The 12,734-nt window shown below is 71.6% G+C and carries 12 protein-coding genes; 9 read left to right on the top strand and 3 right to left on the bottom strand.

Features of this window, described 5'->3' with window-relative positions; all coding sequences use genetic code 11:
• The first annotated feature begins 13 nt into the window (after positions 1-13).
• Positions 14-586, top strand: a complete 573-nt coding sequence (locus QSK34_RS07660) for an HDIG domain-containing metalloprotein (RefSeq protein ID WP_285581463.1) — start codon at positions 14-16, stop codon at positions 584-586.
• Here the strand turns inward: QSK34_RS07660 and QSK34_RS07655 are convergent.
• On the bottom strand, positions 555-1,652 hold the full coding sequence (locus tag QSK34_RS07655; RefSeq protein ID WP_285581460.1) for a quinone oxidoreductase family protein: 1,098 nt from the start codon (positions 1,650-1,652) through the stop codon (positions 555-557). The genes QSK34_RS07660 and QSK34_RS07655 overlap by 32 nt on opposite strands.
• Positions 1,653-1,793: 141 nt before the next feature.
• On the opposite strand from QSK34_RS07655, the gene QSK34_RS07650 reads away from it, so the two are divergent.
• From QSK34_RS07650 to QSK34_RS07635, 4 genes are all read left to right on the top strand, one after another.
• A complete protein-coding gene (locus QSK34_RS07650) occupies positions 1,794-2,042 on the top strand; it encodes a hypothetical protein (protein ID WP_285581456.1) in 249 nt (82 codons plus the stop codon).
• Positions 2,043-2,135: 93 nt separating this feature from the next.
• Positions 2,136-2,867: an ABC transporter ATP-binding protein gene (locus QSK34_RS07645; RefSeq protein ID WP_285581453.1), complete on the top strand. Its 732-nt coding sequence runs from the start codon at positions 2,136-2,138 to the stop codon at positions 2,865-2,867.
• On the top strand, positions 2,864-3,685 hold the full coding sequence (locus QSK34_RS07640; protein ID WP_161477903.1) for an ABC transporter permease: 822 nt from the start codon (positions 2,864-2,866) through the stop codon (positions 3,683-3,685). The genes QSK34_RS07645 and QSK34_RS07640 overlap by 4 nt, the downstream gene beginning before the upstream one ends.
• 84 nt (positions 3,686-3,769) lie before the next feature.
• Positions 3,770-5,374, top strand: coding sequence for a serine/threonine-protein kinase (locus QSK34_RS07635; RefSeq protein ID WP_285581448.1), 1,605 nt, complete (start codon positions 3,770-3,772; stop codon positions 5,372-5,374).
• On the opposite strand, the gene QSK34_RS07630 is transcribed toward QSK34_RS07635, so the two are convergent.
• Positions 5,368-5,778: a hypothetical protein gene (locus QSK34_RS07630; RefSeq protein WP_285581446.1), complete on the bottom strand. Its 411-nt coding sequence runs from the start codon at positions 5,776-5,778 to the stop codon at positions 5,368-5,370. The two genes, QSK34_RS07635 and QSK34_RS07630, sit on opposite strands and share 7 nt — an antisense overlap.
• A 75-nt stretch (positions 5,779-5,853) precedes the next feature.
• Here QSK34_RS07630 and QSK34_RS07625 point away from each other — a divergent pair, with 75 nt between their 5' ends.
• From QSK34_RS07625 to QSK34_RS07610, 4 genes are all read left to right on the top strand, one after another.
• A complete protein-coding gene (locus QSK34_RS07625) occupies positions 5,854-8,931 on the top strand; it encodes an AfsR/SARP family transcriptional regulator (RefSeq protein ID WP_285581444.1) in 3,078 nt (1,025 codons plus the stop codon).
• Between the two features lie 750 nt (positions 8,932-9,681).
• The gene (locus QSK34_RS07620; RefSeq protein WP_285581442.1) at positions 9,682-10,071 is read left to right on the top strand and encodes a hypothetical protein; all 390 of its coding nucleotides are present in this window, start codon (positions 9,682-9,684) and stop codon (positions 10,069-10,071) included.
• Positions 10,072-10,086: 15 nt separating this feature from the next.
• Positions 10,087-10,605 (top strand): hypothetical protein, encoded by a 519-nt coding sequence (locus QSK34_RS07615; protein WP_285581440.1) that lies wholly within the window; start codon positions 10,087-10,089, stop codon positions 10,603-10,605.
• On the top strand, positions 10,586-11,296 hold the full coding sequence (locus tag QSK34_RS07610) for a CpaB family protein (RefSeq protein ID WP_285581438.1): 711 nt from the start codon (positions 10,586-10,588) through the stop codon (positions 11,294-11,296). Before QSK34_RS07615 ends, QSK34_RS07610 begins: the two co-directional genes overlap by 20 nt.
• Here QSK34_RS07610 and QSK34_RS07605 read toward each other — a convergent pair whose 3' ends face one another.
• Positions 11,297-12,709 carry a WS/DGAT/MGAT family O-acyltransferase gene (locus QSK34_RS07605; protein ID WP_285581436.1) on the bottom strand — a complete coding sequence of 471 codons (1,413 nt, stop codon included), beginning with the start codon at positions 12,707-12,709 and terminating at the stop codon, positions 11,297-11,299. It lies immediately after the preceding gene.
• Positions 12,710-12,734: the final 25 nt, after the last annotated feature.

Genomic DNA, 12,734 nt, shown 5'->3' with positions numbered 1-12,734 from the left:
CTATGGTCGGCACGTGATTCCCACGGATCGGGAGATCCGCGCGCTGCACCGCGCGCACGCCCCCTCGCCGGAGGCCTTCGAGGTCGTCTTCACCCACTGCGAGATCGTGTGGGCGATCGCCGAGCAGCTCCTCGCCCGCTGCCCGGAGGACCTCGACGCCGACCTGGTCAGGGCCGGCTGCCTGCTCCACGACATCGGCGTCTACCGGCTGCACGGCGCCCCCTACGTGCGCCACGGGGTGCTGGGCCACGAGATCCTCGCCGAGGCCGGGTGGCCCGAGCCGATCCGCCGGTTCGCCTCCTGCCACACGGGCGTGGGCCTGCGCCGCGCCGACATCCTGGCGCAGAACCTGCCGATCCCGCTCGGCGACTACGTGGCCGAGACGGGTGAGGAGGCGCTCGTCATGTACGCCGACAAGTTCCACAGCAAGAGCGACCCGCCCACCTTCTACAGCCCCGCCGCCTTCGCCGCCCGGATCGCGCGGTTCGGCGCCGACAAGGTCGACCTCTTCGACGCGCTGCGGCTGCGGTTCGGCGATCCGGACCTCGCGCCGTTCATCGCTCGTTACGGGCACCGTCTGGTGTGAGCCCGGGTTCCACGACCACCGCGATCTTGCCGCGCACCCCGCCTCCCGCCTTCAGCGCCGCCAGGCCCGCGTTGATCGTCTCGACGCCGCTGACGACCGTCCGGCCGACGTGCGGGACCACGAGTCCCCGGGCCGCCCAGTCCATGGCCGACTCCATGCCGCGGCGGAGGAGGTCGCGGGCCCGGCCGTCGAGCAGGCCCGGCTCGGAGAAGTAGCGGAGCAGGTTGACGTTGACGTGCCGCGCGCCGCGTCCGGCCAGGATCGTGTCCACCGGGCTGGAGGTCTCCGCGACCCGCGTGGTCCGGCCCGGCCCGACGCCGAGCACCACCCAGCTCCCGCCCCGGCGGACCGTCTTCGCGGTCTCGGCGAAGCTCCGCTCGTTGTAGGTGGCGTCGAAGACGAGGTCGGCGCCCCGCCCGTCCGTCAGGCCCGCGATCTCGGCGGCGACGTCGTCGCGCCTGTAGTCGAAGACGTGGTGGGCGCCCGACCGCCGGGCCAGCTCGATCGACTCCGGGCTGCCGCCGCTGCTGACGACCGTTCCGGCCGCCAGGACACGGGCCGCCATCTGCACGGCCAGATGCCCGACCCCACCGCCGCCACCCGGGATGTAGACGGTGTCACCCGGCCGGACGGCCCCGTGGAGGCCCGCGTAGGCGGACAAGAAGCACATCGGCAGCGCCGCCGCGTCACGGAAGCCCAGCGACGGCGGCTTGCGGGCGGCGAGGAACCGGCGGGCGACCGCGTAGGAGGTCTCCCCGGCGGCGGCCCAGCCGCCGTCGCCGTCGAGGTCGGCCATGGCGGCCACCTCGTCGCCGACGGCCAGGTCGTGCACCTCGCGGCCGGCGCCGACCACGACGCCGGCGAGGTCGAAGCCGAGGGCGACGGGCGGCGTCCGCCCCATGAAGCCGAGTTCGGCCAGCTTGTACTCCAGCGGGTTGAGCGACGAGGCCGCGACCCGGATCAGCACCTGGTCGGGCGCCGGTTCCGGGACGGGCACCCGGACGGCCTCCAGCGGCAGCCCGGCGTGGTCCCGGGCGTAGCCGACCCCGAGGAACGTCTGTTTCATGATCCGATTCCACCCCGGCGACGCGTCCCCGACGACCCGACGCGCTGTCCTTCGAGCGTGATTGTCGGTCGCTCTTTCTAGGCTGCCGGCCATGTCAGTCGTGCACACCGTCAGCGTGACCTCGACGGTTACGAGGACATCGTGGAAATCGCCTTCGATTCGCCGTCGGGGCGGCTCACGTTGGAGGAATGGAACGAGGGGACCTCTCACCCCGTGCCCCCGTTGACCGCCGGGCCCGGGACCTATCGCCTGCGTTATCACGTCCTCGGAATGGACGACGAGCCGGGAGACGAGCGTTACCTCCTGCAGATCTGGCCCGAGGCCCATCGGGAACCCGTCATCGTCAAGTCGACGACCGAGTTCTTCCGTTACTGGCTCGACGCCGGCTGACCTCGGCCGGTCGGCGCGTCCGGCGGAGCCGTAGCGAAGCACCGAGGCGAAAATGCGTTGCGGGGGCCGTCCCTCTCAACGGATCGTGGCTCGGTGGCCATCCTTGAAGCCCAATCCCTGACCAAACGCTTCGGGCCGGTTCAGGCCGTCGACGGGGTCAGCCTCACCGTCGGCCAGGGCGAGATCACCGGTCTGCTCGGGCCCAACGGGGCCGGCAAGTCGACCACCCTGCACATGCTGCTCGGGCTCGTCACCCCCGACTCCGGCCGGGTCACGATGTTCGGGCTCGACCTGCAGAAGCACCGGACCGAGGTGCTGAGCCGGGTGAACTTCTCGGCCAGCTATCTCGGGTTGCCGGGGGTGCTGCACGTCCGGGAGGTGCTGAACTCCTTCGCCCGGCTCTACGGGCTCCGCGACCCCCGTGCCCGGGTGGCCGAGGTCGCCGAGCTGCTGGAGATCGGGCCGCTGCTGAAGCGGCGGACCGCCGACCTGTCGTCGGGGCAGCACACCCGCGTCCAGCTCGGGAAGGCGCTGCTCAACGATCCCGAGCTGCTCATCCTCGACGAGCCCACGGCGGCGCTCGACCCCGACGCCGGGGAGCGGATCCGGCACCTGCTCGTCTCGGTCGCCCGGGAGACCGGGACGGCGCTGCTCATCACCTCGCACAACATGCGGGAGGTGGAGCGGATGTGCGACACCATCCACTTCCTGTCGGCGGGGCGGATCGTGGCCAGCGGGTCGGCCGCCGAGCTCGCCGCCCACTTCGGGGTGGTCGACCTCGAAGAGGTGTTCCTCAAGGTCGCGCGTGAGGGGGTGCCGGCGTGACGGCGATCGCGTTCGAGCCGCACAGTACGCAGGCCCGGTGGCGGCGGGTCGCCGGGGTGGTCTACCGCGACCTGGCCGCGATGCGGCGCAGCCCGATCCGGGTGTTCGAGATCCTGTTCTGGCCGGTCATCGAGCTGGTGGTGTGGGGGTACGTCACCCTGTTCCTCCAGGCCAACAAGGTGCCCTTCATCGTCTCGATGCTGCTCGGCGCGGTGCTGCTGTGGCAGGTGCTGCACCGGGCCTCCAACGAGGTGTCGATCGGGTTCCTGGAGGACGTCTGGAGCCGCAACCTCATCAACCTGCACGTCACCCCGGTGAAGCCCGGCGAGTACGTCACGGGGCTGATCCTCTTCTCGCTCATCAAGATCGCGGGCGGGCTGGCGGTGATGGTGACGCTGGCCTACGTGCTCTACGGGTTCGGGCTGTTCAGCGTCGGGATCGGGCTGATCCCGTTCATGGCGGTGCTGCTCGTGCTCGGGTGGGCGCTGGCGCTGGTGGCGATCTCGGCGGTGCTGCGGTTCGGTGAGGGCGCGCAGGTCATCGCGTGGAGCCTGGTGTTCGTGTTCCAGCCGGTCGCGGGCGTCTTCTACCCCGTCTCGGTGCTGCCCGAGCCGCTGCAGTGGCTGGCGACCGCCGTTCCGGCCAGCCACGTGTTCGAGGGGATGCGGGCGGTGCTCGGCGGCGCTCCGGTGCCGTGGGACACGCTCGCGCTGGCCGCCGGGCTCGACGTCCTCTACGTCGGGGTGGCCCTGTGGCTCTACACCGCGACGTTGCGGCATGCCCGGTCCAAAGGGCGGTTGTCCCGCTTCGGAGAGTGAACGCGAGAAGCGGCCGACCGAAGGTCGGCCGCTTCTCGCGCTAGGAATCTGCCCCAGGGAGCTCGTACGGTAATGTCCCGGATCATGAGTGAGGCGAGCGCCCCGCTCGTCCAGGGGTACGAGGTGCTCGGCATCCTCGGCCAGGGCGGGTTCGGCATCGTGTACCGGGCCCGGCAGCTCGCCGTCGGCCGCGAGGTCGCACTGAAGATCGACAACAGGGTCCTGGTCAACGACCGTGACCGGCGGCGCTTCATGCGCGAGGTCACCTCGGCCGGGGCCCTGTCGGGCCACCCCAACGTCGCCGACGTCTACGACGCGGGGGTGCTCGGCGACGGGCGCCCGTTCATGGTGCTGGAGTTGTGCCCCGGCGGCAGCCTGGCCGACCGGCTCAAGGACCGGGGTCCCTTCTCGCCCCGCGAGGTGCGCGACATCGGGATCAAGATCTCCGACGCCGTGGCCGCCGCGCACGCCCACGGGGTGCTCCACCGCGACATCAAGCCGGCCAACATCCTGATGAACGGCTACGGCCAGGTGGCGCTGTCGGACTTCGGGCTGGCCACCATGCCGTCCAAGGGCGAGGGCGCCGAGTTGTCGGTCACCCGCGAGTCGCTGACCCCGGCCTACGCGCCGCCGGAGGCGTTCGAGCTGGTCGAGCCGACCGCGCAGGGCGACGTCTACTCGCTCGCCGCGACGTTCTACGCGCTGCTGAACGGGCGGCCGCCCCGGTTCCCCGCCAACGGCGTGGCGAACATCGCGGTCATCATGGCGCTGCACCGGCAGCCGGTCCCCGACGTTCCGGGGGTGCCGCAGGGGTTGCTGAACGTGCTCCGGCACGCCCTCGTCACCGACCCCGCGCAGCGCACCCAGACCGCCGCCGAACTCCGCGACGCCCTGGCGGCGCTCGACGCCGACGGCAACGCGACCGCCGCGCGCCCGGTCGCGCCGGTGCCCCCTCCCCCGCCCTACCAGCCGCCGCCGCTGCGGCCGCCGTTCCAGGACGTCCGGGTCGGCGGGCCCGCCACCCTCAACCCGAAACACGGGCCGGTGCAGCAGTACGCCTCCACCCGGCCGCCCGCCTACCGCCCGCCGGCGCCCCCTCCGGTACGGCGGACCTCGCCGGTCGGGTTCATCATCGCGGCGGTGTTCTTCGCGTTGCTCCTGGGCGGCGGCATCGCCTACTGGGTGATCGAGGGGCGGACCGCCGACCCGCCGGCCACATATGAGCCGACCGGCGCGGAGGGCGGCGCGCCGAAGGAGGCCGGCATCCCGGCCAACGTGGCGACGTTCACGGAGAACTGCGCGGCGGCCAAGGTGGCGGCGGGCGCCGCCTGCGTGCGGGAACCCGAGTGCTGGGAGGGCATCCTCAGCCTGGCCGGGGCGGTCAGCGCCCCCCGCGTGGGGTGCGAGGCGCAGCACACGTGGGAGACCTACGCCATCGCGCCGATGCCGTCGGACGCCGTCACCTGGAACGGCGACACGCTGGAGAAGCACCCCACGGTCGCCAAGCTCTGCTCGATGGCGACGCTGCTGGCGTCCCGGCAGGGAAAGGCGCGGAAGGTGACGGCCGACCAGTGGTCACCCAGCGTGCTGCCGCCGACCAAGGAGGCGTTCGAGGCGGGTGACCACTCCTACCGGTGTGTGGGATCGGTCATCGGGAAGTCCGGCGACGGGACCTACTTCGCCTACTGAGGCCAGCCGGCGATGATCTCCGGCGTGATCTTGTCGGTGTGGCAGCGGGAGGTCTTCTTGTTCGCGTACAGGCAGACCTTCACGTCGACGCGCCTGATCCGCCCGTCTGAGCTCAACCGGAACGACGTCGCGGAGCACGTCGTCCTCGCCCGGCTCCAGCCGGTGCCGCCGCCCGTGTAGTGGAAACGCGCCCGGATGTAGGCGCAGTGCGAGGGCGACCGGTCGCGCAGCTTTCCGTACACGACGAAGGTCTCGGCCGTGAACGGGGTGATCCGGACGTCGGCCTCGGCGCGGCCGTTGGTGGACTTCACCGGGCCCCAGTGGATGCCGGCGGCGGCCTCGGCGGGGCTCCCGGCCGCGAGCGCGAGGGCGGTCAGTCCGGCGGCGATCAGTGTCTTCTTCATGGATCCGACGGTAGAGATCGCGACTTGGAGCACCCTTGCGAGCGGCTTGGTCACGGGATTGGGCGATACTGCCCTGTGCGCGTTGACTTGCTCGGGCCGTTCGAGGTCCGGAACGAGGCCGGTTCCCCGGTGGAGGTGCCCGGGGCCCGGCTGCGGGCCCTGCTGGCCGCGCTCGCCCTGGAGCCCGGCCGGATCGTGACCCGTTCGCGGCTGGTCGACTGGATCTGGGGCGAGCGGCCGCCGGCCGACGAGGTGAACGCCGTGCAGGCGCTGGTCTCCCGGCTGCGCCGGGTGCTGCCCGACGGGGTGATCGAGGCCGACTCCGGGGGCTACCGGCTGGCCGTGGCCCCCGACGCGGTCGACGTGGCCCGGTTCGAGCGCCTGGTCGTCCAGGCCCGGACCGCCGAACCGTCGGCGCGGGCCGAGCTGCTGCGGTCGTCCCTGGCGCTCTGGCGCGGCCCCGCCCTGGCCGACGTCGCGCCGGACGGCAGCGCGACGCTCGACGCCGCCGCCGCCCGGCTCGACGAGCTCCACCTCGCGGCGCTCGGCGACCGGATCGACGCCGATCTGCGCCTCGGCCGCGGATCGGAGCTGGTCACCGAGCTGACCGGCCTGGTCGCCGCCCATCCGCTGCGCGAGGGGTTCGTCGGGGCGCTGATGCGGGCGCTCGCCGAGGCGGGACGCGGCGCCGAGGCGCTCACCCTCTACCAGCGCACCCGCGAGCGGCTCGCCGACGAACTGGGCGTCGACCCGTCGGCCGAGCTGACCGCCCTGCACACCGCCGTCCTGCGGGGCGAGGCGGGCGGCGAGCGGCGCACGACCAACCTGCGCGCCGAGCTGACGACCTTCGTCGGCAAGGACGACGAGATCGCCGCGGTCGCCGCCCTGGCCGCCGGCCACCGGCTGGTCACCCTGACCGGCATGGGCGGCGCCGGCAAGACCCGGCTCGCCACCGAGACCGCGCGGCGCCTGCTGCCCGGCCTGCCCGACGGGGTGTGGCTGGTCGAGCTGGCCCCGCTCCGGCCGGGCGGCGACCTGGCCCAGGCCGCGCTCACCGCGATCGGCCTGCGCGACCAGGCCCTGCTCGGCGGCGTGCGCGCCGGGGAGCCCGCCGACCGGCTCGTCACCGCGCTGCGGGACCGCGAGATCCTGCTGGTGCTGGACAACTGCGAGCACGTCGTCGAGGCCGCCGCCGCGTTCGCCGACCGGCTGCTGGGCGAGTGCCGGCGGTTGCGGATCCTGGCCACCAGCCGCGAGCCGCTCGGCATCACCGGCGAGGTGGTGTGGCAGGTCGAGCCGCTCGCGCCCGAACCGGCGCTGCGGCTGCTGCGCGACCGCGCCGCGCTGGTGCGCCAGGACGTCGGCGCCGACGAGCCCACCCTGGCCGCCATGGCGCGGATCTGCCGGGCGGTCGACGGCATGCCGCTGGCGATCGAGCTGGCCGCGGCCCGGCTGCGCACCATGTCGGTCGACCAGCTCGCCCGCCGCCTCGACGACCGGTTCCGGCTGCTGACGGGCGGCAGCCGGACCGCGCTGCCCCACCACCGGACACTGCGCGCGGTCGTCGACTGGAGCTGGGACCTGCTGTCCGGCGACGAGCGCCGCGTGCTGCGGCGGTTGTCGGTGTTCGCGGGCGGGGCGAGCCTGGAGGCGGCCGTGGAAGTGTGCGGCGCGGAGGACCTGCTGACCGCGCTGGTGGAGAAGTCATTGGTGCTCGCCGACGGCGCGGGCGCGCCCCGCTACCGCCTGCTCGGCGTCATCGCGGAGTACGCCGCCGACCGGCTCGCCGAGGCCGGGGAGACCGAGGCGGCCCGCCGGGCGCACCTCGCCTACTTCACCGAGCTGGCCGAGACGGCCGACCCCCACCTGCGGCGGGCCGAACAGCTCGACTGGCTGGCCGCGCTGGAGGCCGAGCACGACAACATCTCCGCCGCCCTGCGCGGGGCCATCGCCGACGGGCGGCCCGAGGAGGCGATGCGGCTGGCCGCGGCGGCGGGCTGGTACTGGTACCTCAGCGGGCACCGGGCCGAGGGCACCGAGCTGAGCCTCGCGGCGGCGTCCCTGCCGGGCGAGGTGTCCGACGAGGTGCGGGCGCTGGCGTACACGATCGTCACGGTGTTCGTCACCTCGGGGCTCGGCGGCGACCACTTCCAGGCGGAGAAGTGGATCCTGGAGGCCCACCGGCTGGCCCGGCGCGGCGGCTACCGCCACCCCATGCTCGGGTTCATCGAGCCGCTGGAGCGCATGCTGCGGGAGCCGTCGGGCTTCCTGTCCGCGTTCGACCCGCTGATCCTCGACGACGACCCGTGGGTGCGCGCGCAGGCGCGGCTCAGCCGGGCCCGGCTGCGGCTGACGGTCGGCGGCGACGAGACCGGCGTCGACACCGACGGCGAGCTCGCCCTGGCCGGGTTCCGCGAGGTCGGCGACCGGTGGGGCGTCTCGTCGGCGCTGGCGTTCGTGGCCGACCGGCTCGCCATGCGGGGCGCGTTCGAGCGGGCGTGCGCCCACTACGAGGAGGCGGTGACCGCGCTGACCGAGGTCGGCGCGATCGAGGACGTCGTGGGCCTGCGGGCCCGGCAGGCCCAGCTCTACTGGCTGCTCGGCGACGAGGCGCGCAGCGCCGCCGCGATGGCCGAGGCCCAGCGGTGCGCGGGCGGCATCGCCTGGCCCACCGTGCTGGCCGAGCTCGCCGTCGCCAAGGGCCAGCTGGCCCGGTGGCGCGGCGATTCGGAGGAGGCGCTGCGGCAGCTCGCCTCGGCCGGGGCGCTGCTGGGCGACGACGACCCGACCGGCTGGGTCCGCGCGCTGGCCATGGACGCGCACGGCGGCCTCGCCGACGACCTCGCCGAGTCCCGCCGGTACCGGGCGGAGGCCTTCCGCGTGGCCGCGACCAGCGGATACCCGCCGCTGATCGCCACCGTGCTGATTGGGATCGCCGACCTGGCGCACCGCCAGGGCGAGCACGCGCAGGCCGCCCGGCTGCTCGGCGCGGCCGAGGCCGTGCGCGGCGCCGCCGACCACTCGCTGCCGGACGTCGCCAGGATCGCCGCCGCGACACGCGACCACCTCGGCGACGAGAAGTTCACCGAGGCGGTGGACGAGGGAGGACGGCGCGACTGGCGGGAACTGGCGGAGGTCACCCTCGCTTCGTGAACGCGGCCCGCGCCCACACATAGCCGACCACCGCGATGGCGAGGCACCATCAGGAAGATCGGGAAGACCGGCAGGAGCAGGGCGTTGATGACCGCCACTGGGTTCCGCACGAGTGCCTCATCGCGCACCGCCGACGAGGAGGTCGTCGACCGAGGAACTGTCTGGTGACGCCGATCGCGGCGCGGACCGCCCCGGGTCTGGGTGGTCATGTCATGCCCGGCGACGAGTACGGTGCCGGAGCCGGGGAGCAGCAGCGTGGTCAGGACGTTGACCGTGATGGTCTTGCCGTCGAGCACGACCTTTCATGGTCCTACGTTCGCGGGCCGTGCTGACACGAGACCGTCGCCGTGCTGATAGCGGCGATCCTGGATCACCAGGCACTGCTGGCGCCCCCTAGCCGTATTGACGTCGTCCTCCCCAGGATCCACCGTGACACCAAGGGCTTGGCGAACACCCGGGCTGGGGGCGGACCCATGAGCCCAGGCAGTCTCATTCCACCGGGCGATCCGCACCGTGCCCGCGGCCCCGTCTTCTATGTGTGGTGCGATACGTGCGCTTTGGGCTCCGAAAAGGACCGCGACCTCGATACGTGCCCCTGGAACTCCAGACACCGCGCGCGACAAGTGCGGGTCCTCCTCAGATGCGATGTGTGCGATCGCACCTTCGAACGCCTCTTCCAGAAACTTCCCCGGTGCCCGAAAGCCGTCTCGGATTATGACCACCCGCTGACGGTTGTGGAATACTTCCCCTATGATTGAAGGGCTCTTCGACAGGGCGGCTTCAATCTTCGAGCGGCGATTTCTCAAGAATGCCTTCCTCCCCGTCCTTCTGCTCGGTCCTGCCGTGGCGGCGCCCATCTTGATGCAGGGAGACAGGCTTTCAGCTTTGGTTTCCTGGTGGAACGCCCAATCTCTCACCGTGCAGTTCATCGCGCTGGCGGGGTATTTCACCATCTCCTGGTTCGGCGCGGCGATCGTTTCCAGCCAATGGCGCAACATCATCCGGCTCTACGAGGGCTATCCGCTGACGCGCCTGCCCACGTTCTTCTTCGCCCGGCAGGCGGAGGAACGTCATCGCGCCGCGCGCCGCCGAATCATCGATTCCAGCGTCAACGCAGACCTCGCCGTTTATCGCGTCTAGCCCGACGAGCATCATGTGCTGCCCACACGCCTGGGCAACGTCCTGCGCGCCGCGGAGCTCTACCCGATGCGGCGATACGGAGCCGACCTGATCATCGTGTGGTCGCGCCTCTATTACGTTCTCCCCCGAGACATGATCGATGATGTGGAGGACGCCCGTGCCACGCTGGAGTTCTCGCTCGTCCTGTCGCTGTGGTTCGCCGCATTCGGGTTCGGTGGCCCACTGGTCGCGTACACCACCGGGTCGTCGATGTCCGTTGGTTTTCTCTGCTTCTTCGGCGGGATACCGCTCGCCTATCTGCTATATCTTTCGGCCATCTCGGCGGCCACCGAATACGGTGAGCATCTCAGAAGCGCCTTCGAGCTCCACCGGTTCGACCTGCTCGCCCGTTACCGGCTGCCGTTCCCGAACAATCTGCAGGAGGAGAGGGCCCAGTGGCGTCACCTCATGAGTTTCATTGTGAGTGGCGCAGAGCCGAACTGGCGCTACATCTCCAACGACGCCGTCGCCTTCGATGACCGGCAACCACTTTGACCAGCCGATCGGCGAGAGCGAACCGATCCCGGAGGGCGCCATCGGCCACCGGGTGGCCCCCGGCGCATTCGCGAGACTCGCCCCAGAAGCCGCGCGTGAAGACCGCCCGGCCCGCCCTCGGGCGTTCGGCAGCAGAGCGGGCACCATCTCCGGCTACGTCCTGGTCGCGCTTGCCACCGGCATGGTGATGATGTTCCTTTGGCAAGACGCCGATGCCGGCCAGATGCCGGTGCTGGTGCTCAAGGAGGACCTTCCCGCCCACCGCATGCTCACCGAAGACGACGTGACCCTTTCGACTGCGACGTCCGCGGGAAAGGACGGCTACGTCTCCCTGCCAGTAACGGGGCGGCTCACCCTCAGAGCCGTCAAGAAGGACCAGCCCCTCACCAAGGCCGATCTCTCACCGGACGTGACCAAGGTCCTGGGGACTGCCCCCGTTGTCGTCGGCGTCTCGGTTCCGCATCCCGGTGGTCTCAACGGCGCGCTCCAGTCCGGCGACCAGGTCCGGTTGCTGCTGTCCGGCGCGACCGGCGTGCGTGCCGAGGTCGACGCCTTCGTCTTGTCGGTCGCCTCCGGCGGCGCGGGCAGACAGGCCTCACTCGTGGTCGCGCTCCGGCGAAAGGACGCGGAAAGGCACACCGCCGCTCTCCTCGAAGGAAACATCCTCGTCGTGAAGCGGGTCCGCGCGTAGCTAGAGCTCGGCCAGGGCGTCTTTCAGGTAGTCGATGAAGTCCCAGACGTCCGGGACCATCTCGCGGTCGACGACGATCCCCACGTCGAGGAACCCGTCGTAGGAGAACACCGTGATGTTCATGCCGCCGCTCACGTCGGTGATCACCGACAGCGGATAATGGGCGACGATCCTCGACCCGAGGATGTAGAGCGGCAATTGGGGTCCCGGCACGTTCGACACCATCAGGTTCATCGCCGAGACCGTCCCCGAGGCCAGCCGGAACGCCGCCCGGTCGGCCAAGCCGCTCAGCGCCGCGGGCATCGCCTGGCTGAAGTCGAGCAGCCAGCGGGCGGGGGCGACCGAGAAGCGCTCCTTGACGGTGGCCATGTTCGCGCTGATCATCCGCAGCCGGGTCTCGGGGTCGGAGACGTTGGTCGGCAGCGTCGTGGTGGCCAGCAGCACCTGGTTGCCCAGCTCCGGCCGCACGTTCGAGGAGAACGGGATGCCCACGACCAGCGGCTCGACCGGCAGTTCGTCACGCTGGGAGAGCCAGCGGCGCAGCGCCGTGGCGGCCACCGCCATGACGACGTCGTTGACGGTGACGCCGTACTCGTTCTTCACCTTCTTGACCTCGTCGAGGGGCAGCCGGCCGAAGGCGAACCGGCGGTGGGGCGAGATCGGGCCGGAGAACGGGGTCGCGGGCACGGTCACCCTCGGCAGGTCGGGCAGCACGGAACCGGTATCGCCCGGCCAGCCCGCGCCCCGGATGAAGCGTGACAACATGCCGGTGCCGGGGATCTGCGACACCACCGGGATCTCGTCGAGCCTCGGGATCGCGCCGGCCACGAACCGGAGCAGCGCCTGCGGGCTGTCGAGGAACCGTTCGACGCCCTTGCTCAGCATGATCGCCGGGTCGGGCGCCTTGACCGGGAGCTCCTCCGACGGCGGCACCTCCCGGGGTTCGGGGGTGATGTCCATGAGGGTGGCCAGCACCTCGGCGCCGGCGATGCCGTCGATGGCGGCGTGGTGGACCTTGGTGTAGACGGCCGAGCGGCCGCCCTCCAGGCCGTGGATCAGGTACATCTCCCACAGCGGCCGGCTGCGGTCGAGCCGGCGGGCGTGCAGCCGGGCCACCTGCTCGGCGAGTTGGTGGTCGTCGCCGGGGGCCGGGAGGGCCAGTTCGCGCACGTGATAGTCGAAGTCGACGTCCTTCGACTCATCCCAATAGGGGTGGTCGAGGCCGAAGGGGACGCGGACCAGCCGGCGCTTGAGCGGGGGCGCCAGGTGGAGCCGGGAGCGGAGCAGGCCGATGATCCCGGCGCGGGTCACCGACGCGTCCTCCAAAACCGCCAGGCTGGCGATGTGCGCCACGTTCGTGGCCGTTTCGAAGTTCAAGAACTGTGCGTCGAGCGCGCTGAGTTGCCGTCCCATGCTGGGATCATTGCCCATCCGGCGG

Origin of the sequence: Herbidospora sp. NBRC 101105 (assembly GCF_030269205.1) — a bacterium.
GTDB classification, from domain to species: domain Bacteria; phylum Actinomycetota; class Actinomycetes; order Streptosporangiales; family Streptosporangiaceae; genus Herbidospora; species Herbidospora solisilvae.
The sequence above is the reverse complement of the archived record's forward strand: the minus strand, read 5'-3'. Positions and strand labels throughout refer to the sequence as shown.

Coding starts and splice junctions, on each gene's coding strand:
- QSK34_RS07620 (WP_285581442.1), top strand. CDS start 9,682: ATGATTGAAGGGCTCTTCGACAGGGCGGCTTCAATCTTCGAGCGGCGA.
- QSK34_RS07635 (WP_285581448.1), top strand. CDS start 3,770: ATGAGTGAGGCGAGCGCCCCGCTCGTCCAGGGGTACGAGGTGCTCGGC.
- QSK34_RS07610 (WP_285581438.1), top strand. CDS start 10,586: ATGACCGGCAACCACTTTGACCAGCCGATCGGCGAGAGCGAACCGATC.
- QSK34_RS07630 (WP_285581446.1), bottom strand. CDS start 5,778: ATGAAGAAGACACTGATCGCCGCCGGACTGACCGCCCTCGCGCTCGCG.
- QSK34_RS07605 (WP_285581436.1), bottom strand. CDS start 12,709: ATGGGACGGCAACTCAGCGCGCTCGACGCACAGTTCTTGAACTTCGAA.
- QSK34_RS07655 (WP_285581460.1), bottom strand. CDS start 1,652: ATGAAACAGACGTTCCTCGGGGTCGGCTACGCCCGGGACCACGCCGGG.